Source organism: Microbacterium sp. 01T413_2, from assembly GCF_056398985.1.
In genome coordinates this window covers 55,572-77,822 of sequence record NZ_JBFTQL010000015.1, presented here as the reverse complement: position 1 = coordinate 77,822, position 22,251 = coordinate 55,572, and the positions used below count along the sequence as shown (strand labels likewise).

20 protein-coding genes are annotated in these 22,251 nt (G+C 68.9%); 13 read left to right on the top strand and 7 right to left on the bottom strand.

Translation table 11 applies throughout. The features are described from left to right. Positions 1 to 162: 162 nt before the first annotated feature. A complete protein-coding gene (locus tag AC1DMN_RS09950) occupies positions 163 to 1,323 on the bottom strand; it encodes a mandelate racemase/muconate lactonizing enzyme family protein (protein ID WP_477230831.1) in 1,161 nt (386 codons plus the stop codon). Positions 1,324 to 1,416: 93 nt separating this feature from the next. Further along, the gene (locus AC1DMN_RS09945; protein ID WP_375903730.1) at positions 1,417 to 2,220 is read right to left on the bottom strand and encodes an IclR family transcriptional regulator; all 804 of its coding nucleotides are present in this window, start codon (positions 2,218 to 2,220) and stop codon (positions 1,417 to 1,419) included. Positions 2,221 to 2,435: 215 nt separating this feature from the next. Here AC1DMN_RS09945 and AC1DMN_RS09940 point away from each other — a divergent pair, with 215 nt between their 5' ends. The 3 genes from AC1DMN_RS09940 to AC1DMN_RS09930 are packed head-to-tail and all read left to right on the top strand — an operon-like array spanning position 2,436 to position 5,591. Then, on the top strand, positions 2,436 to 3,371 hold the full coding sequence (locus AC1DMN_RS09940) for a carbohydrate ABC transporter permease (RefSeq protein ID WP_477230830.1): 936 nt from the start codon (positions 2,436 to 2,438) through the stop codon (positions 3,369 to 3,371). Continuing rightward, the gene (locus AC1DMN_RS09935) at positions 3,368 to 4,228 is read left to right on the top strand and encodes a carbohydrate ABC transporter permease (protein WP_477384186.1); all 861 of its coding nucleotides are present in this window, start codon (positions 3,368 to 3,370) and stop codon (positions 4,226 to 4,228) included. Before AC1DMN_RS09940 ends, AC1DMN_RS09935 begins: the two co-directional genes overlap by 4 nt. 55 nt (positions 4,229 to 4,283) lie before the next feature. Next, the gene (locus AC1DMN_RS09930) at positions 4,284 to 5,591 is read left to right on the top strand and encodes an ABC transporter substrate-binding protein (RefSeq protein ID WP_477230828.1); all 1,308 of its coding nucleotides are present in this window, start codon (positions 4,284 to 4,286) and stop codon (positions 5,589 to 5,591) included. Between the two features lie 66 nt (positions 5,592 to 5,657). Here AC1DMN_RS09930 and AC1DMN_RS09925 read toward each other — a convergent pair whose 3' ends face one another. Together AC1DMN_RS09925 and AC1DMN_RS09920 are read right to left on the bottom strand one after the other, a co-directional pair. After that, positions 5,658 to 6,374: an SDR family NAD(P)-dependent oxidoreductase gene (locus tag AC1DMN_RS09925; RefSeq protein ID WP_440732379.1), complete on the bottom strand. Its 717-nt coding sequence runs from the start codon at positions 6,372 to 6,374 to the stop codon at positions 5,658 to 5,660. Then, positions 6,371 to 7,264, bottom strand: a complete 894-nt coding sequence (locus AC1DMN_RS09920; protein ID WP_477384190.1) for a dihydrodipicolinate synthase family protein — start codon at positions 7,262 to 7,264, stop codon at positions 6,371 to 6,373. The genes AC1DMN_RS09925 and AC1DMN_RS09920 overlap by 4 nt, the downstream gene beginning before the upstream one ends. 133 nt (positions 7,265 to 7,397) lie before the next feature. On the opposite strand from AC1DMN_RS09920, the gene AC1DMN_RS09915 reads away from it, so the two are divergent. Next, a complete protein-coding gene (locus AC1DMN_RS09915; RefSeq protein ID WP_477230826.1) occupies positions 7,398 to 8,318 on the top strand; it encodes an SMP-30/gluconolactonase/LRE family protein in 921 nt (306 codons plus the stop codon). 177 nt (positions 8,319 to 8,495) lie between these two features. Here the strand turns inward: AC1DMN_RS09915 and gndA are convergent, their stop codons facing one another. After that, positions 8,496 to 9,956, bottom strand: coding sequence for an NADP-dependent phosphogluconate dehydrogenase (gene gndA, locus AC1DMN_RS09910; protein WP_477230825.1), 1,461 nt, complete (start codon positions 9,954 to 9,956; stop codon positions 8,496 to 8,498). A 311-nt stretch (positions 9,957 to 10,267) separates the two neighbouring features. Between gndA and AC1DMN_RS09905 the strand changes: the two genes are divergently transcribed. The 5 genes from AC1DMN_RS09905 (at position 10,268) to AC1DMN_RS09885 (ending at position 15,446) form a co-directional block, all read left to right on the top strand. Continuing rightward, on the top strand, positions 10,268 to 11,491 hold the full coding sequence (locus AC1DMN_RS09905) for a branched-chain amino acid ABC transporter substrate-binding protein (protein WP_440732376.1): 1,224 nt from the start codon (positions 10,268 to 10,270) through the stop codon (positions 11,489 to 11,491). A gap of 95 nt (positions 11,492 to 11,586) precedes the next feature. Continuing rightward, complete coding sequence (locus AC1DMN_RS09900; RefSeq protein ID WP_477384184.1) at positions 11,587 to 12,603, top strand: branched-chain amino acid ABC transporter permease; 1,017 nt, start codon at positions 11,587 to 11,589, stop codon at positions 12,601 to 12,603. After that, on the top strand, positions 12,600 to 13,802 hold the full coding sequence (locus AC1DMN_RS09895; protein ID WP_477230824.1) for a branched-chain amino acid ABC transporter permease: 1,203 nt from the start codon (positions 12,600 to 12,602) through the stop codon (positions 13,800 to 13,802). The genes AC1DMN_RS09900 and AC1DMN_RS09895 overlap by 4 nt, the downstream gene beginning before the upstream one ends. Beyond that, positions 13,799 to 14,746 carry an ABC transporter ATP-binding protein gene (locus AC1DMN_RS09890; protein WP_440732373.1) on the top strand — a complete coding sequence of 316 codons (948 nt, stop codon included), beginning with the start codon at positions 13,799 to 13,801 and terminating at the stop codon, positions 14,744 to 14,746. Before AC1DMN_RS09895 ends, AC1DMN_RS09890 begins: the two co-directional genes overlap by 4 nt. Beyond that, positions 14,733 to 15,446, top strand: a complete 714-nt coding sequence (locus tag AC1DMN_RS09885; RefSeq protein WP_477384182.1) for an ABC transporter ATP-binding protein — start codon at positions 14,733 to 14,735, stop codon at positions 15,444 to 15,446. Before AC1DMN_RS09890 ends, AC1DMN_RS09885 begins: the two co-directional genes overlap by 14 nt. Before the next feature lie 83 nt (positions 15,447 to 15,529). On the opposite strand, the gene AC1DMN_RS09880 is transcribed toward AC1DMN_RS09885, so the two are convergent. Next, entirely contained in the window at positions 15,530 to 15,655 is a 126-nt protein-coding gene (locus AC1DMN_RS09880) for a hypothetical protein (protein ID WP_258955456.1), read from the bottom strand. Positions 15,656 to 15,844: 189 nt separating this feature from the next. Between AC1DMN_RS09880 and AC1DMN_RS09875 the strand changes: the two genes are divergently transcribed. Next, positions 15,845 to 16,453 (top strand): 50S ribosomal protein L25/general stress protein Ctc, encoded by a 609-nt coding sequence (locus tag AC1DMN_RS09875; RefSeq protein WP_440732371.1) that lies wholly within the window; start codon positions 15,845 to 15,847, stop codon positions 16,451 to 16,453. A 79-nt stretch (positions 16,454 to 16,532) separates the two neighbouring features. Beyond that, positions 16,533 to 17,114, top strand: a complete 582-nt coding sequence (gene pth / locus AC1DMN_RS09870) for an aminoacyl-tRNA hydrolase (RefSeq protein ID WP_440732370.1) — start codon at positions 16,533 to 16,535, stop codon at positions 17,112 to 17,114. A 37-nt stretch (positions 17,115 to 17,151) separates the two neighbouring features. On the opposite strand, the gene AC1DMN_RS09865 is transcribed toward pth, so the two are convergent. After that, positions 17,152 to 17,745, bottom strand: coding sequence for a hypothetical protein (locus AC1DMN_RS09865; RefSeq protein WP_477230823.1), 594 nt, complete (start codon positions 17,743 to 17,745; stop codon positions 17,152 to 17,154). Between the two features lie 84 nt (positions 17,746 to 17,829). Here AC1DMN_RS09865 and mfd point away from each other — a divergent pair, with 84 nt between their 5' ends. Together mfd and AC1DMN_RS09855 are read left to right on the top strand one after the other, a co-directional pair. Further along, positions 17,830 to 21,408, top strand: coding sequence for a transcription-repair coupling factor (gene mfd / locus AC1DMN_RS09860; protein WP_477384180.1), 3,579 nt, complete (start codon positions 17,830 to 17,832; stop codon positions 21,406 to 21,408). Beyond that, positions 21,405 to 22,220 carry an NUDIX hydrolase gene (locus AC1DMN_RS09855; protein ID WP_441976656.1) on the top strand — a complete coding sequence of 272 codons (816 nt, stop codon included), beginning with the start codon at positions 21,405 to 21,407 and terminating at the stop codon, positions 22,218 to 22,220. Before mfd ends, AC1DMN_RS09855 begins: the two co-directional genes overlap by 4 nt. The last annotated feature ends 31 nt before the right edge of the window (positions 22,221 to 22,251 follow it).

The following is a 22,251-nucleotide window of genomic DNA, read 5'->3' as shown; positions in this document are numbered from 1 at the left end:
CCTTCCGCTACGACGCCGGCGCTCCCGGCGTCGTGCGGCTGGAGGTCCGCAACACGAGCATCCACCGGGTCAGCGCCGCGCAATTCGTGAGGGTCGGGGATTGACGGAAAGGGGCGGACCGGAGCGCGGCTCCGGTCCACCCCTGTTCCGGGTGCTGTGCGGTCAGCGCCGGACGAACTGCGCGACGGCCGCCTCGTCCACCGTGACGCCGAGTCCGGGGCCGGTGGGGACGATGAAGCCTCCATCCGGTCGCACCTCGAGCGGAGTGGTCAGGATGAGGTTGGCGACCGGGAGCGTGAACGGCTGGTACTCGAAGGCGAGCAGCGAGGTCGCGCTCGCCGCGACGTGCACCCCCGCGGCCATGGCGAGGCCGAAGGCGGCGGAATGGTGAGGTGCGACCTGTGCGTGGAAGGCGTCGGCCACCGCGGCGATCGCGAGCCCCTCGGTGATCCCCGTGCGGCCGATGTCGGGCTGCGTCAGCCCGACAGCCCTGCGGGCGAGCCAGTCGGTGAACTCGAAACGGCTGCGCATCGCCTCGCCGATGGCGATCGGTGTGGCGAGTGACGCCGCGAGATCGCGGTGGCCTTCGACGTCCTCCGGCGCCAGGGGCGCCTCGAAGAACCAGGCCCTGCGGTCGTCGAGTTCGCGTCCCAGGGCCTTCGCCTCGCCGAGACGGTAGGTCCAGTGCGCGTCGAGCGCGAGATCGAGATCCGGGTGCACCGCGCGGATGGCGTCATAGGTGGCGAGGTCGGTGCGGATGTCGGTGCCGAGATGCAGCTTGATCCGCCGCACGCCGGCCTCGACGAAGGCCGTCGCCTTGTCGACGCGCTCGGCGTCGTCGTTTCCGCGGATCCCGGAGACGTAGGTCGGCAGGATCTCGGCGAAGCGGCCGCCCGCGAGTTCGGAGACGGAGAGGCCCGTCGCGTGTCCCCAGAGATCCCAGAGCGCGATGTCGACGGCGGCCATGGCGTCCGCCTGGTGTCCGGTGAGATGCCCCCGCTCGCGCATGGACTCGGTCATCCTGTGCCAGAGAGGCCGCACGGATCGCGGATCCTCGCCGAGGATGAGCGGGGCGAGAAGGTGATCGACCACGGCGGCGACCACCTCGGGGGCGACGGGGGCGAGGGCTTCGCCCCATCCGACGAGCCCCTCGTCGGTCTCGATCTTGACGAGGAGCGTCTCGTAGCCGGGGGAGTACAGGCTCCGCCACGGCGGCCGGATGACGTAGCCGCGATGGGCGACGCCCGTGTCGCCTGCATAGGAGTCGTCTGCATCCTCCCTCGACAGGAAGAGGGGGAACGTCTGGACGCGCGTGATCTTCACAAGGGTCTCCGAAGACAGTCGTGGGGGAAGAGGCCGACGGCGTCTGCCGCGGCGATGAGCTTCAGGGCGCCGCGATCGGATCGCGGCGGCGGGTCAGAGTGCCGCGAAGGCGCTCGCGGAGCGGGAAGGGCTGTATCCGAGCGCGACCGAGATCTCGTCCGCCGCCTCGATGAGCTGCAGAGCGAGTTCCTGGTGCGGGGCGTGCAGGTCGAGCACGGAGAGGGGGCCGCTCGCCGACAGCGCGGCGACGATCTCGCCCGCCCTGTTGTGGATCGGCGCCGCGATGCAGGCGCGTCCGAAGGCGAGCTCCTCGATCTCAGTCGCGTATCCACGGCTGCGGCTCTCCTCGAGCGCGACCTGCATGGCGTCGCGGTCGACGATCGTGTGCGGGGTGAAGCGCTGAGGGGAGTGCTCGAAGTACTCGTCGACCTTCTCGGACGTCATGCCCGAGAGCAGGGCCTTGCCGAGGCCGGTGGCGTGCAGAGGCCCCGTACGTCCTGCCATCGCGAACGACTTCGGGGCGAGCGCGCCCTCGAAGTTGCAGAGGTAGGTGAAGGTGAAGCCGCTGAGCTCGGCGACGTTCACGCCGATCTCGATCCGGCGGGCCAGGTTCTGCGCGATCTGCCGCGACGCGCGGAAGATCGGCGAGCCGTTGAGCGCGATCGTGCCGAGGGCGACCGCCGCCGGCCCGAGTCGGTACAGGCCGGTCCGGCCGTCCTGGACGACGAACTTCATCCGGTCGAGCGCCGACATCATGCGGGAGACGGTGGACTGCCCGAGCCCGGTCAGCGTGCAGAGCTCGGAGACCCGCAGCTCACCCGACTCCTCCGTGAAGCAGGCGAGCAAGGACATCGCCCGTTCCACGGTCTGGGTGCCCCCCACCGATTCCGATGCCATTGCGACTTCTCCTCCCAGCGGCCACCGCATCTGCGGAGCCGTTGCCAGTCATCCTAATGAGACCGTTGACCCCAGGCAAGGCAAATGTGGGTGTCTTATGCATTTTATGGATTTCACATCCGCATTGTGGTTGACTGACTGCACGTCATCGTCGACGACTGCGACGACGACGTGCAGGGGACCGCAGGGTCCACCCCACCCGGAAAGTGAATGCCATGCCACAAGCCACCCTCGAGCGGCCAGAGATCCGCGAGCAGGTCCCACCGCCGCGCTCGGGACGCCGCTCCACGCTCGGCGCGAAGGACCGCACCTTCGGTTTCATGATCGCACTTCCTGCGGTCCTGCTGTTCCTCGTGATCGCGATCTTCCCGCTCGTCTCGAGCATCGGCACCAGCCTCTACGACCAGTCCCTGCTGCGTCCGGAGCGCACGTTCGTCGGCTTCGACAACTATGCGCTGATCTGGGACGAGTTCGTGGCGAGACTCGGTACGACGCTCGTGTTCGCCTCGTTGTCCACGGTCTTCCCCCTGTTCCTCGGCGTCGCGCTGGCGATGCTGCTGAACTCCCGGATGCGCGGCCGCACCGTCCTGCGGGGCGCGCTGATGCTGCCGTGGCTGCTGCCCGGCGTGGTCGTGTCGTTCCTCTGGGCGTGGATCTTCAACGACAGCTACGGCGTCGTGAACCACGTCCTGACGCTCCTCGGCCTGCCCGAGATCAGCATGCTCGGCAACCCCGTCGGAGCGATGGCCGCCGTGATCATCGCAAAGACCTGGCACTCCTTCCCCTGGATCATGGTGGTCGCGCTCGCCGTGCTGCAGACGCTGCCCAGCGAGCAGATCGAGGCTGCGACGATCGACGGGGCGACCCGCGCTCAGCGCTTCCGGTACATCTCGCTGCCGCACATCGCCGGCCCCGTCACGCTCGTCGCGGTGCTCGAGTTCATCTACAACTTCGGCAACTTCGACACGATCTTCGTCATGACCGGCGGAGGGCCGGGCAACTCGACCACGACCCTCGCCGTGAGCCTCTACCACCTCGCCTTCGGCAGCTACGAGCTCGGCAAGGCCTCCGCGATGGGGGCGCTCTGGCTCGTCCTGCTCGCGATCATCTCGAGCGGATATCTGCTCCTCAACCGACGACTGGAGAAATGATGCGCCGCAACCGCGACGTCGGCGAGGGGATCATCCGCCCTCATCTGTCCGTCCCCGGGCGTCTGGGCCTCATCGTGCTCGCCCTGTTCGGCCTGCTGCCGGTGTACTGGCTCGCGGCGACCGCGTTCACGAAGAAGGAGGACGTGTTCGCCCAGAACCGTCCGTTCTTCCCGGTGGATCCGACGATCGAGAACTTCRTCGGCTTCTTCCAGAACGAYGCSCTCCTGAAGAACCTCGGCAACAGCGTCATCGTGTCCAGCGGCACSGCGCTGCTGGCCGTGCTCGTGGGCGGCCTGATGGCCTACTCGCTCTCGAAGTTCCGCTATCGCGGACGCAACGCGATCATGTTCATGTTCCTCATCGGTCAGYTGATCCCCGGTGCGCTGCTGCTCATCTCGCTGTATCTGATGCTGAGCTCCGCGGGCCTGCTGTACACGTATGCGGCCCTGATCCTCTCGTTCACGACGTTCACGCTGCCGCTCACCGTCTTCCTGCTCAAGGGGATCATGGACGGCCTTCCGGACGACATCCTCGAGGCTGCGAAGGTCGACGGCCTCTCCCGGACCGCCACCGTGTTCCGGATCGTCTTCCCGCTCGTCGTGCCAGGGCTCATCACCGCCGCGATGTTCGCCTTCATGCGCGGATGGAGCGACCTCCTCTTCGCGCTCACGCTCGCAGGTCCCGACAAGCAGACCCTGCCGGCCGGCCTCACGCAGGCGTTCATCCACGAGGGCACAGCGGATTGGCCGGCGCTCATGGCGGCCTCCCTGATCACCTCGCTTCCGCTGGTCATCATCTTCGTCGTCCTCCAGCGCTACTTCGTCTCCGGCCTGGCCGCCGGAGCGGTGAAGGGCTAGCCGCTTGTCCCCGAAACACCCTGATTCCCGATCTGTCCCTGAAGGAGCTGTGCCCATGAACATCCCGAACTCGCAGTTGAGTCGTCGCGCCTTCCTCGGCGGCGGCGCCGCCCTGGCCGCTTTCGGCGTCCTCGCGCTCGCCGGCTGCGCGACTCCGGCCGCGACGCCGCCCGGCGCCACGGCGAACGCCGCGACCAAGGCCAAGACCATCAACTTCTACGGCAACTCGCTCGGCGAGGAAGCGCTCAAGCCGGCCTGGCAGGGGATCATCGACGGGTTCTCCAAGGACGCAGGAGTGACCGTCGCGCCGGTGATCTACCCGTACGACCAGGCCGCCACCCAGCTCGCGCTCACCGGCCGCTCCGGCAAGCTCCTCGGCGTCGGCCAGTCGGGCGGATGGCAGGTGCTCACGCCCATGGACCTGCTCGCCGATCTGACCGAGCTGGCCAAGGGCCTCGGGATCCCCCAGGGCGTCCTCGACTCCTACACCAAGGACGGCAAGCTGCTCGTGCTGCCGCTGACCGCTTCGGGCATCGGCATCGCCACGAACGGCGAGATCGCCAAGAGCGTCGGCATCAAGTCCGGCATGACCGTCGAGCAGTTCGCGACGGCGCTCGAGAAGATCAAGGCCCAGGACTCCTCGCTGATCCCGTACGCGGCCGTGACGAAGAACCCCGACCTGAAGGACGCCGTGCACTGGATGTGGGGCTTCGGGAGCGAGGTCGTCACGGATGATCTGAAGTGCACGATCGGCGATGCGGCGAGCGTCAAGGCCATCACCTGGTACAAGTCCCTCATGGATGCAGGGCTCACGCAGACCAACGTCGCCCGCAGCGACGCCCGCATCCTCTTCGCCAGCGGCCGGGCGGCTCTCTACGACGACGCACCGCTCGTCCCGACGTTCTTGAAGAAGAACGGCGCGGCGCAGAACATCCTCGACAACGTCAGCGCGATCTCCCGCCCTACCGTCGACGGCAAGAAGTCCTACAACCGCGCCTGGGGCAGCGGCCTGTTCGCGACGGCCGGCGAGGGAGAGGTCACCAGCCGAGAGTTCATCAAATATGCGGCGACCGATGTCGCGGCGGCGACGGCGCTGTACGAGCGCTCCGCCGTGGCGCCGGCTGCCAAGAGCGTCGCCGACAAGATCCCCGCCCTCGCCGCCGACAAGTTCCAGGGGACCTTCCGCACCCAGGTGTCGGAGCACGCCCGGGCTGCTGCCTGGGACCGGGTCGCCGTGACCGCGCAGATCGACGCCGCGATCGGCGGCGGTGTCGCGACCATCCTCGCCGGCCAGGTGGACGTCCAGGCCGGTCTCAACGCCCTGAAGAAGGAAGTGCAGGGGCTGCTCGACTCCAACTCCTGAGTCACGCATACGAATGCCGCGCCGGAGATCCTCCGGCGCGGCATTCGTATGCGAATGGAACGGTTGTCAGAGCCAGCGGTCGCGCAGCGCCGGCTTCAGCCACGAGGCCGGGGAGGACATCGAGAGCCCCCCGTCGACCGGGATGGTGGCGCCGGTGATGAAGGACGCCCCCTCCGATGCGAGGAAGGTGACGACGGACGCGACCTCCTCCGGGCGTCCGATCCTGCCCAGCGGATAGCCTTCGGTCTCGCCGGTGTCGGCGGCGGAGATGCTCCCGGGCTGCACCGAGTTGACGCGGATCCCGCGCGGGCCGTAGTCCAGTGCGAGCTGACGCATGAGCGCCTCGACACCGGACTTGGCCGCGGCGTACGCGGGCAGGGAGGGCGCTGCGAGCGTGGCGTTGACCGAGGTGACCGCCACGATCGATGAGCCGGGCGCGAGCAGCGGCAGCGCCGCGCGGGCGACGAAGAACGCCGAGTCGAGGGTCGCCCCGAGCGCCCCGCGCCAGTCCTCGTCGCTCGTCGCGTCGGCGCGGCCGATCGGCATCCGCGCCGCCGCGAGAACGACGACGTCGATGCCGCCGAGAGCGGCCGCCGCGTCGGAGACAGCCCTTTCCGCGCCTTCCGGGCGGCTGCAGTCGGCGACGAGGAAACTCGCGAAGGCCGGATCGACGGTCGGCTCCAGCCCCACGCCGACGACCGCGTCGCCGCGCTCCGCGAACGCGCGCGCGATGGCGATGCCGATGTCGGATCCGCCGCCGATCAGCAGCACACGACTGCTCACACGCGCACCGCGGTCGGCAGGGGAGGAAGGGCGAGCTCCTCGAGGACGAGGTGCACCGCGGCGCGGCTGCCGGCGTCGAGGCGGGCCGCCGGGTAGCGCACGGTGGCGTGCTCGATGATCCCGCGCGCCACCAGCACCTCCTTGTGCACCGCCCACGCGATGCCGCCCTGCAGTCCGATCAGCACGAGAGGGAGCATACGACGGAAGCCCGCGCGCGCCTCTTCGACGCGCCCCGCGACGAAGTCGGCCAGCACCGGTCCGAGCAGGTCGGGGAACTCGCAGGCCGGCATCGTGCCGACGGCGCCGCGCGCGTACTCCTCCAGGCAGAACTGGGCGTTCTGGCCGCCGAGCACGGCGAAGTCCGCCCCGCCGAGCGCGTCGATGACGGCTCCGACCTTGGGCGCGGTCGGCGGCGCCTCGACCTTGACGGAGTCGACGCGATCGAGACGGGCGAGCTCGGCGATGAGCCCCGGCGTCATCGTCACGCCGGTGACGCCGGGGGCGTCCTGCACCATGATGGAGAGGGAGGTGGATCCCGCGACGTCGCCGTAGAAGTCGACGAGCGTGCCCGCCGCCGGCTTGACCATGAACGGCGGAAGCACCATGAGCGCGTCGGCGCCGCCCTCCTCGGCGAGGAGGGCCTGCTCGATCGAGGTCGCCGTCGAGGTGCCGTTGACTCCGGCGATGACGGGAACGCGTCCGGAGACGACCGAGACGACGTCGTCGAGGATCGCGCGCCGTTCGTCCGCCGTCAGTGCGAAGCCCTCGCTCGCCATCCCGAACACGGCCACGCCGTCGACGCCGGATGCGAGTTCGAATTCGACCAGACGCCGAAGGCCGGCGCGGTCGAGCCCGCCCGTCTCGTCGAATGGCGTCGCCAGGATCGGCATCAAGCCATGGAGGGTAGGAGTCATCGGCCGGTTCCCCGCTTCATCATCGGTTCGCACTTCGCGCAAGAGATATGCATATTGTGAGATAGTCTGCCACATAACGGTTATCGCCTACCAGTGAAAGAGGGCAAGGTTGTCGCGTTCACCCCGGTCACGAACCGTCGAGATCATCACCGACGAACGATACGTTCAGGCCGAGTCACCGCGCTGGGACGGCCGGGACGGTGGTCTGGCCTGGATCGACATGGCGACGGGACGCTTCCACCGGGGGCGCTGGGACGGCTCGAGGCTGGTGCCGGCGGGATCCCTCGCCGTCGGGGCGAAGATCGGCGCGCCGGCGCCCCTCGTCGAGGCGGGCGCGGGGTGGATCGTCGCCGCCGAGCGTGGCGTGGTGCACGTGGGGGATGAGGGCGGCATTGTTCCCGTCGTCTCGGACCTCGCCGTGCCGGGCGACTACATGAACGATGGTGCCTGCGATCCGTCCGGGCGTTTCTGGGTGGGGAGCCAGTCGATGCCGCGGGATCCGCACAGCGCGCTGTGGTGCATCGACGGGCGCGGGATCGCGGTCGAACGCCTCGGCGGAGTCACGGTGTCCAACGGCCTCGTCTTCGACGACACCGGATCCACGATGTACTACATCGACACGCTTCCGCACCGCAGCATCGAGGCCTTCGACGTGGCCCCCGACGGCCGGTTGTCGCACCGCCGCACGGTGTGCGCCGTCGAAGGAGGGAACCCCGACGGCATGGCGATCGACAGGGAGGGGATGCTCTGGGTCGCGGTGTGGGATGCGGGGGAGGTGCGCCGCTACTCGCCCGACGGGACGCTCGACGAGGCCATCGCGCTCCCCGCGACGAGGCCGACCGCGGTCGCCCTCGTCGACGACCTGCTGGTGATCACGACGGCGAGCATCGGACTGCAGAGCCCCTCCGCGGCGGACGGCGCGATCCTGGGCGTGCAGGTCGAGGTCGGCGGTGCGCCTGCGCGGCCGTGGGGCGGAGCGATCCCCCTCGGAGGTCGCTCAGACGCGACGGCCGGGAGGAATGGCTCGTGATCGTGGACAACGCGCGCCTGCAGGAGCGGCTCGGCGCGAGCCGGCTCATCGCGACCCTCCGCGGAAGCGACGTCTGAGGAACCCGAGCTCCGAGGCAAGCCCCTCCACTTGCGAGTCGTCCCTGTCAGCGCACACTCTGGCGTGTGCTGACGGGGACGACTCGTCGGTGGGGCCGCGTCAGTGCGTGTCGACGGCTTCGATCTCGGTGCGGTCGCCGGACCACTGGGTGTGGAAGGTGCCTTCCTTGTCGATGCGCTTGTAGGTGTGCGCGCCGAAGAAGTCGCGCTGGCCCTGCACGAGCGCGGCGGGAAGGCGGTCGGCGCGGATCCCGTCGTAGTACGACAGCGACGAGGAGAATGCGGGCGCGGGGATCCCGGCCTGCGCGGCGGTCACGACCACGCGGCGCCACGCGGCCTGGGCGCGGGTGAGCGCCTCGGCGAAGTACGGCGCGGTCATCAGGACCGGCAGCTCCGGCGTCTCCGCGTAGGCGTCGGCGATCCGGTTCAGGAACTGCGCGCGGATGATGCAGCCGCCGCGCCAGATCTTCGAGATCGCGCCGAGGTCGATGTTCCAGCCGTATTCGGCCGCACCGGCGCGGATCTCGTCGAAGCCCTGCGAGTAGGCCACGATCTTCGACGCGTACAGCGCCAGGCGCACGTCCTCGATGAACGCGTCGACCTGGTCGGCGGACACCGTGAGGGCCTCCGCCGGACCGGGAAGGGCGGTGGCGACGGCGCGCTGCTCGGGGTGCGAGGAAAGGGACCGGGCGAATGTGGCCTCGGCGATGCCGGAGACCGGCACCCCCAGCGCCAGTGCGGTCTGCACGGTCCAGGCCCCGGTGCCCTTGGCCCCGGCCTGGTCGAGGATGACGTCGACGAGCGGCTTGCCGGTGGACGCGTCGACCTGGCGGAGCACCTCGGCGGTGATCTCGATCAGGTAGCTCTCGAGCTCGCCCTTGTTCCACTCGGCGAAGATCTCCGCGATCTCGGCCGGGGTCTTGCCCGTGCCGCGGCGGATCAGGTCGTAGGCCTCGGCGATGAGCTGCATGTCGGCGTACTCGATGCCGTTGTGCACCATCTTCACGAAGTGGCCTGCGCCGTCGTGGCCGACGTGGGTCACGCAGGGCTCGCCCTCGGCGATCGCCGCGATGGAGCGCAGGATCGGTCCGAGCGTCACCCAGGACTCGTCGGATCCGCCCGGCATGATCGACGGGCCGGTGAGCGCACCCTCCTCGCCGCCGGAGATGCCTGCGCCGACGAAGTTGATGCCCGTGGCGCGCACCGCCTTCTCCCGGCGGATCGTGTCGGGGAAGTACGCGTTGCCGCCGTCGACGATGATGTCGCCCGGCTCGAACACCTTCACGAGCTCATCGATCACGGCGTCGGTGCCGGCGCCGGCCTTGACCATGATGATCGCGGTGCGCGGCTTCTGCAGCGCGTCGGCGAACTCCTGGTAGGTGGAGGCGGGGATGAAGCCGGCCTCCGGGTGCGCGTCCAGCACGCCCTGGGTCTTCTCGTAGCTGCGGTTGAAGATCGCCACGGTGTTGCCCTCGCGGCTCGCGAGGTTGCGGGCGAGGTTCGAGCCCATGACGGCGAGTCCGACGACTCCGATGTTGGCGTGGGCGGTGTGTTCTGACACGCGGGACTCCAGACGACAGCGTGGGTGGGCTTCCCAGGCTACCCGGTGGGTCCTCGCCGACGATGTCGATGACGTTCGCCGTCGGGGGGATCCGCGGGGCTGGAGCGTGCGTCGCGTGCGTGGATGTGTCGGTCGCGAGAACAGCATGTAACGATCCGAATACCCGTTCGTCGCGGGGGAGCGAAATTCCGGACGCCGTCGGACTAATGTCGTTCGCGGAGCGCGTGCAAAGAGGTACGCTCACCACACCCTTGATGACATCGACGTTCGCAAGGAGCGGTCGATGACCCGAATCGGAAGGCAATCACAAAATGATGCGAAAGAAGGCCCTCACCGCGGGCGTCGCAGCAGCAGCGGCCCTGCTCTTGCTCGCAGGTTGTGCGAACAAGGCCGGAGGAACTCCGACGTCGAGCAGCGGAGGCGGGATCGACGTCCCCGCCGTCACCTCGGTCGACACCCCGAAGGACGCCGTCCTGCCCGCGGGTGACGGCAAGGGCAAGTGCGCGGCGACGACCACGATCGCCTACATCGGCGCGGAGACGGGCGCGAACGCCCAGCTCGGCATCAACATCTTCAACGGCGTGCAGCTCGCGATCGACCAGCACAACAAGGCCAACCCCGACTGCCAGGTGCAGTTCAAGAAGTTCGATACCGAGGGAACGCCCGACAAGGCGACCGGTCCCGTGACCCAGGCCGTGGGCGAGGCCGACATCGTCGGCGTCATCGGCCTGCCGTTCTCCGGAGAGTCCAAGGCGACCGGCAACATCTTCGAGCAGCAGGGCCTCGTGCACCTGACGCCGTCGGCGACCAACCCCGGCCTGACCAAGAACGGCTGGACCACCTTCTTCCGCGCCCTCGGCAACGACTCGCAGCAGGGTCCCGCCGCGGCGAAGTTCGTCACCGACACGCTGAAGGCCAAGAAGGTCTACCTGGTGCAGGACGACTCGGACTACGGCATCGGCCTCGGCACCGCGACCAGCGACGCGCTCGGCTCCGCACTGGTGGGCACGGACAAGGTCACCACCGGTCAGAAGGACTTCTCGGCCACGATCTCGAAGATCATGAACGCGAAGCCCGACGCGGTCTACTACGCCGGCTACTACGCCGAGGGTGCGCCGTTCGACCAGCAGCTCGTCTCCAAGGGCTACAAGGGCGCCTTCGTCGGCCCCGACGGCGTGAAGGACGACCAGTTCATCAAGCTCGCCGGTGACGCGTCCAAGAACGCGTACTTCACCTGCCCCTGCATCCCGGGCGAACTGCTGACCGACTTCGCCAAGCAGTACCAGGACGCGTCCAACGCGGCTCCCGGCACCTACTCCATCGAGGGCTACGACGCCACCACCGTGCTGCTGGCCGGCATCGACGCGGGCAAGCAGACCCGCGCAGACCTCAAGGACTGGGTCAAGAACTACGACAAGGACGGGCTGAGCAAGCACTACAAGTGGGACGCCACGGGTGAGCTGCAGGCTCCCGCGGTCTACGGCTACAAGGTCGACGGCGGCAAGATCGTCTACGTCGGACAGATCGGCAAGTGATCCACCGGCCCCGCGACGCACGAGCTGCGTCGCGGGGCCCTTCTTCTCCTGCTCTTTCCCGGCGCCACGAGCGCCCCCTGTGGAAGCGAACCTGAATGCTGGATCTTCTCGCCCAGTCCGTCGTGCACGCGGACAACTCATGGATCAATTTCGACGTCAATGCGCTCTTCCAGAACTTCTGGAGCGCGACCTTCGACGGTCTCACCTTCGGGGCCGTCTACGGCCTCATCGCGGTCGGCTACACGCTCGTCTACGGCGTGCTCAGCCTGATCAACTTCGCCCACTCCGAGGTCTTCATCGTGGGCGCATACGGGGTGGTCGTCACACTGACCACGCTCGGCTTCGGCCCGAGCGCCCCGACCATCGGCCCGGCTGAGATCATCATGGATCTGCTGCTGGCGCTCGTGGTCGGCATGCTCGCCTCGGCGGTCACAGCCTTCCTCGTGGAACGCGTGGCCTATAGACCGCTGCGCAAACGCAACGCGCCGAGGCTCGCGTTCCTGATCACCGCGATCGGCGTCTCCTTCGCGATCCAGTACCTCATCTTCCTGCCGTTCGTCGGCGGGGCGAACGCGCAGCCCGCCGTGACGATGTTCATCCCAGAGCCGGTSTTCGATGTSTTCGGCACGATCATCACSAACCAGCAGATCATCATCGTGGTCKCSGCGATCCTGCTSATGGTCGGYACSGACATGTTCATCCGCCGCAGYCGSACSGGACGCGGGATCCGCGCCGTCGCGCAGGATCCGGACACCGCGACCCTGATGGGCGTCTCCAAGGAGCGCACCATCGTGATCACGTTCGTCATCGGCGGCCTGCTCGCCGGCGCCGCGGCCCTGTTCTACGTGATGCTGGTGCCCTCCGGTGTCATCTACAACGGCGGGTTCATCCTCGGCGTCAAGGCGTTCGCCGCCGCTGTCCTCGGCGGCATCGGCAACGTCCGGGGTGCGCTGCTCGGCGGCATCCTGCTGGGCGTCGTCGGCAACTACGGGCAGATCCTCCTCGGGGATGCGCAGTGGGCCGACGTCGTGGCCTTCGTCATCCTCGTCCTCGTGCTGCTGGTCCGCCCGACCGGCATCCTGGGCACCACGCTCGGAAGGAGCAAGGCATGAGCACCTCATCCGACGGGCCCCGCCCGCTGCCCACGGCCGAGTCGGCCCGAGAGACGATCGAGACAGAATCGATCACCACCGCACGTCGCGGTCCGTTCCGCGGGCTCCGCGAACGCTGGAACGAGATGTCGCGTCCCATGCAGTGGGCATGGATGCTGCCCGTGGTCGCGATCGCCTACGCGTTGCCGTTCCTGGACTTCTTCCCGCTCAGCACATCGCCGGGCAACAACTGGTCGATCGCACTGTTCTCGATGGCGGTCTACGCGCTCGTCGCGGTCGGGCTGAACGTCGTCGTCGGCTACGCGGGTCTGCTCGACCTCGGCTACGTCGCGTTCTTCGCCGTCGGCCAGTACACCGCGGCGATGTTCACCAGCCCCGACTCGCCCTACCTGAAGATCCCGTACCTGTGGACGCTGCCGGCGGCCATGGTCGTCGCGATGATCTTCGGCGTCGTCCTGGGCGTGCCCACGCTTCGACTGCGCGGAGACTACCTCGCGATCGTGACGCTCGGCTTCGGAGAGATCGTGCGGATCCTCGCGACGATCATCCCGGCCATGAAGGGTCAGGTCGGCTTCCAGAACATCGGTCGCCCGCCGGGGGAGACCGCCTCCGGAGTGCCGATCTTCTCCAACTCGAACGGCGTACCGTGGTACTGGCTGACCATCACGATCCTCATCATCGTGCTGCTGCTGGTGGGCAACCTCGAGCGCTCGCGCGTCGGCCGCGCATTCATCGCGATCCGCGAGGACGAGGACGCCGCCGAGACGATGGGCGTGCCCACCTTCAAGTACAAGGTGTGGGCGTTCGCGATCGGCGCGAGCGTCGGCGGCCTCTCCGGCGCGCTGATGGCAGGGCAGATCGGCTTCGTSAACAACCAGAAGTTCGACGTGCAGACCTCGATCCTGTTCCTCGCCGCCGTCGTCCTCGGCGGCACGGGCAACAAGGTCGGYGCGATCCTGGGCGGCGCGATCGTGGCGTACATCCCGCTGCGCTTCACGGCGATCGCCGAGTACAAGTACCTCATCTTCGGTGTCGCTCTGGTGATCCTGATGATCTACCGCTCGCAGGGTCTGATCCCGGCCAAGATGCGTCTGATGGCCTACTCGCGTAAGGCGATCGAGTGGATCGCGCCGCCGAAACCCCCCAGGGCGGAACAGACGCGAACGCCCAAGCCGAGCACTGAGGGAGGTGCGTCATGACCGATCCGAACGAGAACCAGGTTCCCGCCGACGCGGCTCCGGAGGAGTCCGTGACGGACGCGGTGGCTGCCGAGATGCCCGAGGGCGCGCAGCCCGACATCGTGCCGGGTGAGGACCCGCCGCTCGTCGAGGGCGCCGAGTCCGAGCGCGAGATCGAGGTCGAGGTCGGCGAGAAGCTGGTCGAGGTGAAGAACCTCACCATCCGCTTCGGCGGTCTCACCGCTCTGGACGACGTGTCGTTCGACATCAAGCGCGGTGAGATCCTCGGTCTGATCGGACCGAACGGCGCCGGCAAGACGACGTGCTTCAACGCCATGACCGGCGTCTACAAGCCCACCAGCGGCGACGTGCTGCTCGAAGGCCAGTCGGTCAAGGGACGCAAGCAGCACCAGATCACGCGTCTGGGCTTCGCCCGCACGTTCCAGAACATCCGCCTGTTCGGCGAGATGACCGCTCTGGAGAACGTCGTCGTCGGGTTGGACGCGCGGCACCGCACCTCGGTGCCGGGAGCTCTGCTGCGGCTGCCCAGGCACGTGCGGGAGGAGAAGAGCTCGGTCGATCGTGCGATGGCCCTGCTCGACTTCGTCGGGATCGCGCAGCACGCGCAGAAGCGCTCACGGGATCTGTCCTATGGATCCCAGCGACGCCTCGAGATCGCCCGCGCCCTCGGAACGGATCCGAAGCTCCTCTGCCTGGACGAGCCGGCCGCCGGCTTCAATCCGGCTGAGAAGGAGGATCTGATGGCCCTCATCCGCTCCATCCGCGACGAGGGCTACACGGTGCTGCTCATCGAGCACGATATGAAGCTCGTGATGGGTGTCACCGACCGCATCGTGGTGCTGGAGTTCGGCAAGAAGATCGCCGATGACCTGCCCGCCGCCATCCGCAACGATCCGCGCGTGATCGCCGCCTACCTGGGAGTGCCCGAAGATGACGTTGCTTGAACTGAAGGACGTCTCGGTCCACTACGGACGGATCAAGGCGATCCACGACATCTCCTTCTCGGTGGACGAGGGTGAGATCGTCTCGCTGATCGGCGCGAACGGCGCGGGCAAGACCACGACCATGCGCACGATCTCGGGRCTGCTSCAGCCGTCSASCGGATCCATCACGTTCGATGGCGAGGACATCACCAAGATGAAGGCGCACCTGCGCGTCGTCAAGGGGATCTCGCAGTCGCCCGAGGGCCGGGGGATCTTCCCCGGCATGACGGTGCTGGAGAACCTCGACATGGGCACGTTCGGTCTGAAGAGCAAGTCGGGCGTCGCCGAGTCGTACGAGCGCGTGTTCTCGCTCTTCCCGCGGCTGGACGAGCGCAAGAAGCAGCTGGGAGGCACGATGTCCGGAGGCGAGCAGCAGATGCTCGCCATCGGGCGGGCGCTGATGTCCCAGCCGCGCGTGCTGCTGCTGGACGAGCCCTCGATGGGTCTCGCCCCGCAGTTCATCCGGCAGATCTTCAAGATCATCACGGAGATCAACGCGCAGGGCACGACGGTGTTGCTGGTGGAGCAGAACGCGAACCAGGCGCTCGCACGCGCGCACCGCGCCTTCGTGCTGGAGACCGGGGCGATCACCCGCACCGGAACCGGCAAGGAGCTGCTCGCCGATCCGGCCGTCAAGGAGGCCTATCTCGGCGTCGGATGACCGGTCCCTGAGCCTGTCGAAGGGCACACACGAGAAGAACCGCGTCGTCCGAAGGGGCGGCGCGGTTCTTCGTGTGTGGTTCGTCAGTCCTTGCGGTAGCCGGAGCGGCCGAGCGAGAACAACGCGCCGAAGCAGAGTACGGTCGCGCCGACGGCCATCAGGCCGATCAGCCAGGCCAGCGCTTCGGAGAGGAATGCACCATCGGTCATGCCGTACAGCCTACCGTCAGAACAACGCGCCGAACTCGGGTAGCATGGTGTGGTCCTCGGCGAGGGATGACGCACGTGTGCGCGCATCCGTGATCGACGCGGCGAGCTCTGGCTCTCCTTCCGTCGTGTCGAGACGACGCACCCAGACCACCGCGCGGCCCCGAGCCGCGTGTGAACAAGGAGAACACCATGACCGAAGACAACAAGGTTGTCGCCGAGCTCCGCACCAGCTTCGGCAAGGGCTTCGCCCGCCGCCTGCGCGCCGCGGGCCAGATCCCGGCCGTCATCTACGGCCACGGCACCGAGCCGGTGCACGTCGCGCTGCCGGGCCACCAGGTCGCCCTGCTCATCCGTCGCGCCAACGCGCTGCTCGAGCTGGACATCGAGGGTCGCGCCGAGCTCGCCCTGGTCAAGGACGTGCAGAAGGACCCGGTGCACCAGATCATCGAGCACATCGACCTGCTCGTGGTGAAGAAGGGCGAGAAGGTCTCGATCGAGCTCCCCGTCGTCGTCGTGGGCGAGGCGTTCGCAGGCACGATCGTGCAGCTGGAGAACACGCACGTCGCCGTCGAGGCCGAGGCCACCCACATCCCCGAGCACGTCGAGGTCTCCGTCGAGGGCCTCGAGGAGGGCTCGCACATCACCGCCGCCGACGTGAAGCTGCCCAAGGGTGTCACGCTGGTCGCCGACCCGGAGCTGCTCATCGTGGCCGTCTCCGCGCAGAACGTCGCCGACTCGCTCGCCGAGGCCGAGGGCGACGCCCTCGAGGCGGACGCGATCGCCTCCAAGGCGGAGTGACCTTTCGGTTCTCAGAACTCTGAGAAGGGAGCGCGATTCTTTCGCGCTCCCTTCTTCTTCTCTCCGGGAGGATGGATCCATGGCGCAGACGTGGCTGGTGGTAGGGCTCGGCAACCCGGGCCCGAAGTACGCCGCGACCCGGCACAACGTGGGTCAGATGGTCTTGGACGAGCTCGCGGCGCGGCGTGGCGAGGCGTTCCGTGAGCACAAGGCCGGCGCCCGGGTCGTGGAGACCTGGGTGCGGCCGGGCGGCGACAAGCTCGTGCTCGCCAAGCCCAACAGCTTCATGAACGTGTCCGGCGCCCCGGTCGGCGCCCTCGCGCGGTTCTACTCGGTCGACCCCGAGCGGGTCGTGCTCGTGCACGACGAGCTGGACATCCCGTTCGACACCATCAAGCTCAAGGTCGGCGGCGGGCACGGGGGACACAACGGCATCCGTGACGTCGCCCGGGTGCTCACGACCCCGGACTTCCCGCGGGTGCGGGTCGGGATCGGGCGTCCGCCCGGTCGGCAGGATCCCGCGGACTGGGTGCTCGCACCGTTCGGCGCCGCGGAGCGCTCGAATCTCCCGATCCTCATCTCCGACGCGGCGGACGCCGTGGAGCAGCTGGTCGAGGAGGGCCTGCTCGCCGCGCAGCAGAAGCACCACGCGCCGCGCTGACCGCGGCTGCACCGCGTGCCGGGCAGATCGCGTCGCGTCAGCTCTGCGAGGCCGCCACGCCCAGTGCGATTGCGAAGGCCAGGTAGCCGACCACGAAGTAGACGAACGGCCCCAGCGCGGCGATGATGACGGCCGCGACGCCGGATCCGCGTCCGCGCCGCTTGGCGATCGCGACGATGCCCTGCACCAGTGCCCAGATCCCCAGCGCGGTCGCGGCCCACGACGTGATCTCGACCCACAGCACGAGGTCCCGCACGGGTGTCAGGATCGACAGGTCGCCGGCGCCGACCTGATTCTCGAGGGTCGTCAGGTCGGCCGAGGATCCGATGCCGTTTCCGACCTGCCACGCGAGCACGGCTCCGACGACGGTCAGCACGACGGTGGCGACGAGCGAGAGCAGCAGAGCCGTGCGGCCGAGCCCCGAACCACGGGCCGTCTGCGGCGTCGGCGCGTAGGGGGTCGTGAAGCCCCCGGCAGGTCCGGAGAACGCTCCGGGAGGGGCCTGGTAGACCGGGGCGGTGGGCTGCGCGAACCGCTGCGGTGCGCCGTAGGCGGGAGGCGCGATCGGCGGTGCCGGATATCCCGTCGCGGCGGGCGGCGGAACGGGAGCGGGCTGCTGCGGATCGGTCACGCGTTCATCCTAGGGTCGGCATCGGACCTACGACGAGAGGCGATGGACGGCTCCCGTGTCGGCGACGGCACGTAGACTCTTCCGGTGACTGTGCAGGGGATCATCCGCGCTCTGGAAGAGGAGGCGTCCGGATTCCGCGACGCCCTGACTTGGGCGCAGRCCGACGCCGACCTGCTCGCGAGCGCAGGCATGGACGCGCCCATGCTCGCGGGGCTTCTCGAGCGCCGCGCCGCCGCGGGCAAGCCGGGGGCGCTGCTCGTGGTCGCGCCGACCGGGCGCCGTGCCGAATCCCTCGCTGCCGCCCTCGGCTCCTACCTTCCCGACGCCGAGATCCTGTCCTTCCCCGCGTGGGAGACGCTGCCCCACGAGCGACTCAGCCCCAGCCCCGACACCGTCGGGCGGCGCCTCGAAGTGCTGCGCCGGATGCGGGTCTGGTCGGGGGAGCGCCCGCTCGTCGTCGTCGCGTCGGTGCGCGCGGCCCTGCAGCCCGTCGCCGCGGGGCTCGGCGACGTCGAACCCCTCGAGCTCACGGTCGGCGGACGAGGCTACGATCTCGACGGCGTCGCCGCTTCCCTCGTGGAACGCGCCTATTCGCGTGTCGACATGGTCTCCCGCCGCGGAGAGTTCGCGGTGCGCGGCGGCATCCTCGACGTCTTCCCGCCGACGGCAGAACATCCCTCGCGGGTGGAGTTCTTCGGCGACGAGGTGGACCAGATCCGGCTCTTCTCTGTCGCGGATCAGCGCTCCCTCCCCGCAGCGCCGTCGAGCGTCTCCCTGCCCGCCAGTCGCGAGCTGCTGCTGACGGCGGAGGTGCGCGAGCGGGCGGGCGCTCTCGTCGACGCCTTCCCCGGCATCGCCGGGATGCTGCAGAAGATGGCGGAAGGGATCCCGGTCGAGGGCATGGAGTCGCTCCTGCCCGTCGTCGCCGGTCCTGTGGTGCCGCTCACGGACTACCTGCCCGAGCACGCGGCGGTCGCGCTCGTGGATCCGGAGCGGTCCGGCGCCCGCGCGGCGAGCCTCGGCGAGACCAACCGCGAGTTCCTCGACGCCGCCTGGAGCGCCGCGACCGCGGGCGCCTCGGCACCGATCGACCTGCAGACCGGCGACTTCCTCTCCATTGCGGAACTGCGCACCGCCGTGCATGGCCGCGACGGCGTGTGGTGGCGGCTGAGCGCCTTCGACGCCGGCGCCGAGGATGCGGTGTTCGATCAGGGCACCGACGGCGTGAGCGCGGCGCCGATCCCGTCGTTCCATGGCGACGTCGACGGCGCGATCGAGTTCACCGCCGGCCGTGTCTCGGACGGATGGCGGGTCATCCTGGTGGCCTCGGGCCCCGGCCTCGTCGATCGCGCCAGGGACGTTCTCGCCGACCGCGGGGTCGCGGCCCGTGTGGTCGACTCTCTCCCGGGCGCTCCCGACGCGGGCGTCGCCACGCTCGTGACGGGAGCCATCGAGTCGGGTTTCCAGGTCGCCTCCGCGAAGATCGCGGTCCTCACCGAGAGCGAGTTCTACGGACGCACGATCGGCGGCGACACCCGCATCGTCAAGAAGCTCGCCTCCCGACGCAAGAACGTCGTGGATCCGATGCAGCTCAAGGCGGGCGACTTCGTCGTGCACCAGACGCACGGCATCGCGCGCTTCGTCGAGATGACCCAGCGCGAGGTCTCGTCGGGCGGGCGCAACGCCGTGAAGACCACGCGGGACTACCTGGTGCTCGAGTACGCGCCGTCCAAGCGCGGTTACCCGGGCGACAAGCTGTACGTGCCCACCGATCAGCTGGACCTGCTCTCCAAGTACGTCGGCGGGGAGGCGCCCCAGCTGTCGAAGATGGGTGGCAGCGACTGGGCCGCCGCCAAGGGCAAGGCGCGCAAGGCAGTGCGCGACATCGCCGTCGAGCTGGTGAAGCTGTACTCGGCGCGGATGGCGGCCAAGGGGTACGCCTTCGCCAAGGACACCCCGTGGCAGCGCGAGCTGGAGGAGGCCTTCCCGTTCGCGGAGACCCCCGACCAGCTGCAGACCATAGACGAGATCAAGGCCGACATGGAGCGGCCCATCCCGATGGATCGGCTGCTCTCGGGCGACGTCGGCTTCGGCAAGACCGAGGTCGCGGTGCGCGCTGCGTTCAAGGCGATCCAGGACGGCAAGCAGGTCGCGATGCTCGTGCCGACCACGCTGCTCGTCAAGCAGCACCTCGAGACCTTCACGGAGCGCTTCGCGGGCTTCCCGGTCAAAGTGCGTCCGCTGTCGCGGTTCCAGACCGACAAGGAGGCGCGGCTCACGCTCGACGGCCTGTTGGAGGGATCCGTCGACATGGTGATCGGCACGCACCGGATCCTCACCGACCAGGTGATGTTCAAGGATCTGGGCCTCATGATCATCGACGAGGAGCAGCGCTTCGGCGTCGAGCACAAGGACGCGCTCAAGAAGATGAAGACCAACGTCGACATCCTCGCGATGAGCGCCACTCCGATCCCGCGCACGCTCGAGATGGCGGTCACCGGCATCCGCGAGATGTCGACCCTGCAGACCCCGCCCGAGGACCGCCATCCGATCCTCTCGTTCGTGGGCCCCAAGAGCGACAAGCAGGTCGCCGCCGCGATCCGGCGCGAGATCCTCCGCGAGGGCCAGATCTTCTACGTGCACAACCGGGTGCAGTCGATCCAGCGCGCCGCGAGTGAGCTCGCCGAGCTCGTCCCCGAGGCGCGGATCGCCGTCGCGCACGGGCAGATGGGCGAGCACCAGCTGGAGCAGGTCGTCGACGACTTCTGGGAGCGCAAGTTCGACGTGCTCGTCTCGACGACCATCATCGAGACCGGCCTGGACATCTCCAACGCGAACACGATCATCATCGACCGGGCCGACCGTTACGGCCTCAGCCAGCTCCACCAGCTCCGCGGGCGCGTGGGGCGCGGGCGGGAGCGGGCCTATGCCTACTTCCTGTACGACGAGATGAAGCCGCTGTCGGAGACGGCCGCCGACAGGTTGCAGACGATCGCGGTGAACAACGACCTCGGGTCCGGCATGCAGGTCGCGCTCAAGGACCTCGAGCTGCGCGGCGCGGGCAACCTTCTGGGTGCGGAGCAGGCGGGTCACATCGCGGGCGTCGGCTTCGACCTGTACCTGCGCATGATCGGTGAGGCTGTCGCGACCTTCCGCGGCGAGGAGACCGAGACGGGCGCCGAGCTGCGCCTGGAGCTGCCGGTGGATGCGCGGATCCCCGACTCCTACATCGACAGCGAGCGGCTGCGGCTGGAGGCGTATCAGAAGCTGTCCAGCGCGGCCACGGCGACGGCGGCGGACGACGCCATCGACCACGTGGTCGAGGAGCTCACCGATCGGTACGGCGCTCCGCCGGCAGAGGTCGCCGGCCTCGTGGCGATCGCCCGGCTGCGGCGTCGCGCCGCGCGCGCCGGGCTCACCGACGTGGTCGCGATGGGATCGAACCTCCGGGTCGCGCCGGCGCGTTTCGAGGACTCGATGAAGGTGCGCCTGCAGCGGCTCTACCCGCAGGCCAAGCTGGTCGGCGGGGGAGAGGCGCTGGTCGTGCCCATGCCGGGTGCGGACAGGGCGGATCCGGTCGAGTGGACGAGTCAGCTGCTGACTGCGCTGTTCCCCGCATCCGCACCGGCCGAGGAGACCGTCGACGCAGGAGCGGCATCGTGAGCGCCGGGCTCACCGCGCCGCGGCGGCGCGACCGTGCGCTGTCGGCGGCGGAGGGGCGGGCGTTCGTGCGGGAGCAGCTGATGCAGGACCGGCAGGATGCGCTGCGCGCGGATGAGCCTCCGGCGGCCTCCGGGAGGTCCGCGGACCTCGCCGGACCGCGCTCCAAGGCCCGGAAGACGGATCCGGTCCTGATCATGGGATCTGCCTCGGTCCCGGCGCCGGAGCCCTCGCGGCGCTCTAGGGTGCGTCCCGAGCCTGCCGTGGATCCCCGCTGGCAATGGATCTCGACCCGTGAGACGCATCGCGGCAAGGTGCGCATCGATGTCGACGAGGTGCAGCTGCCCACAGGCGAGCGCACCACGTTCGAGGTCGACCGCAGCGTGCCGTTCACCGTTGCGGTGCTCGTGCAGGACGGAGCCGACCTGCTGCTGGCCCGGCAGTACCGCTACCCGGTCGATCGCTGGATCGTGGATCTTCCGGGCGGCGCGGGCGCGTTCGGCGAGATGCCGGAGCAGGCGGCACGACGCGAGCTCGAAGAGGAGCTCGGCGTCGTGGCGACCGAGCTGATCCCGCTGCACACCTTCTTCGCCAACCCCGGGCGGAGCGTCTGGAAGACGCACCTCTTCTTCGCACCTGGCGTGCGGGAGGGCCGGGCATCGGCGGACGATCCCAGCGAGAAGGTGCAGCTGGCGCGGATGGCGCGCGTCGACCTGGATCAGCTCCTGATCGAGGGGGAGATCAGGGATCCGGCGCTGCTGATCGCCCGCACGATGGCGTCCGCCAAGGGGCTGCTCCCGCCCGTCGGATCCTGACGATCGGCCTGCTCAGCACTACGCTCGTCAC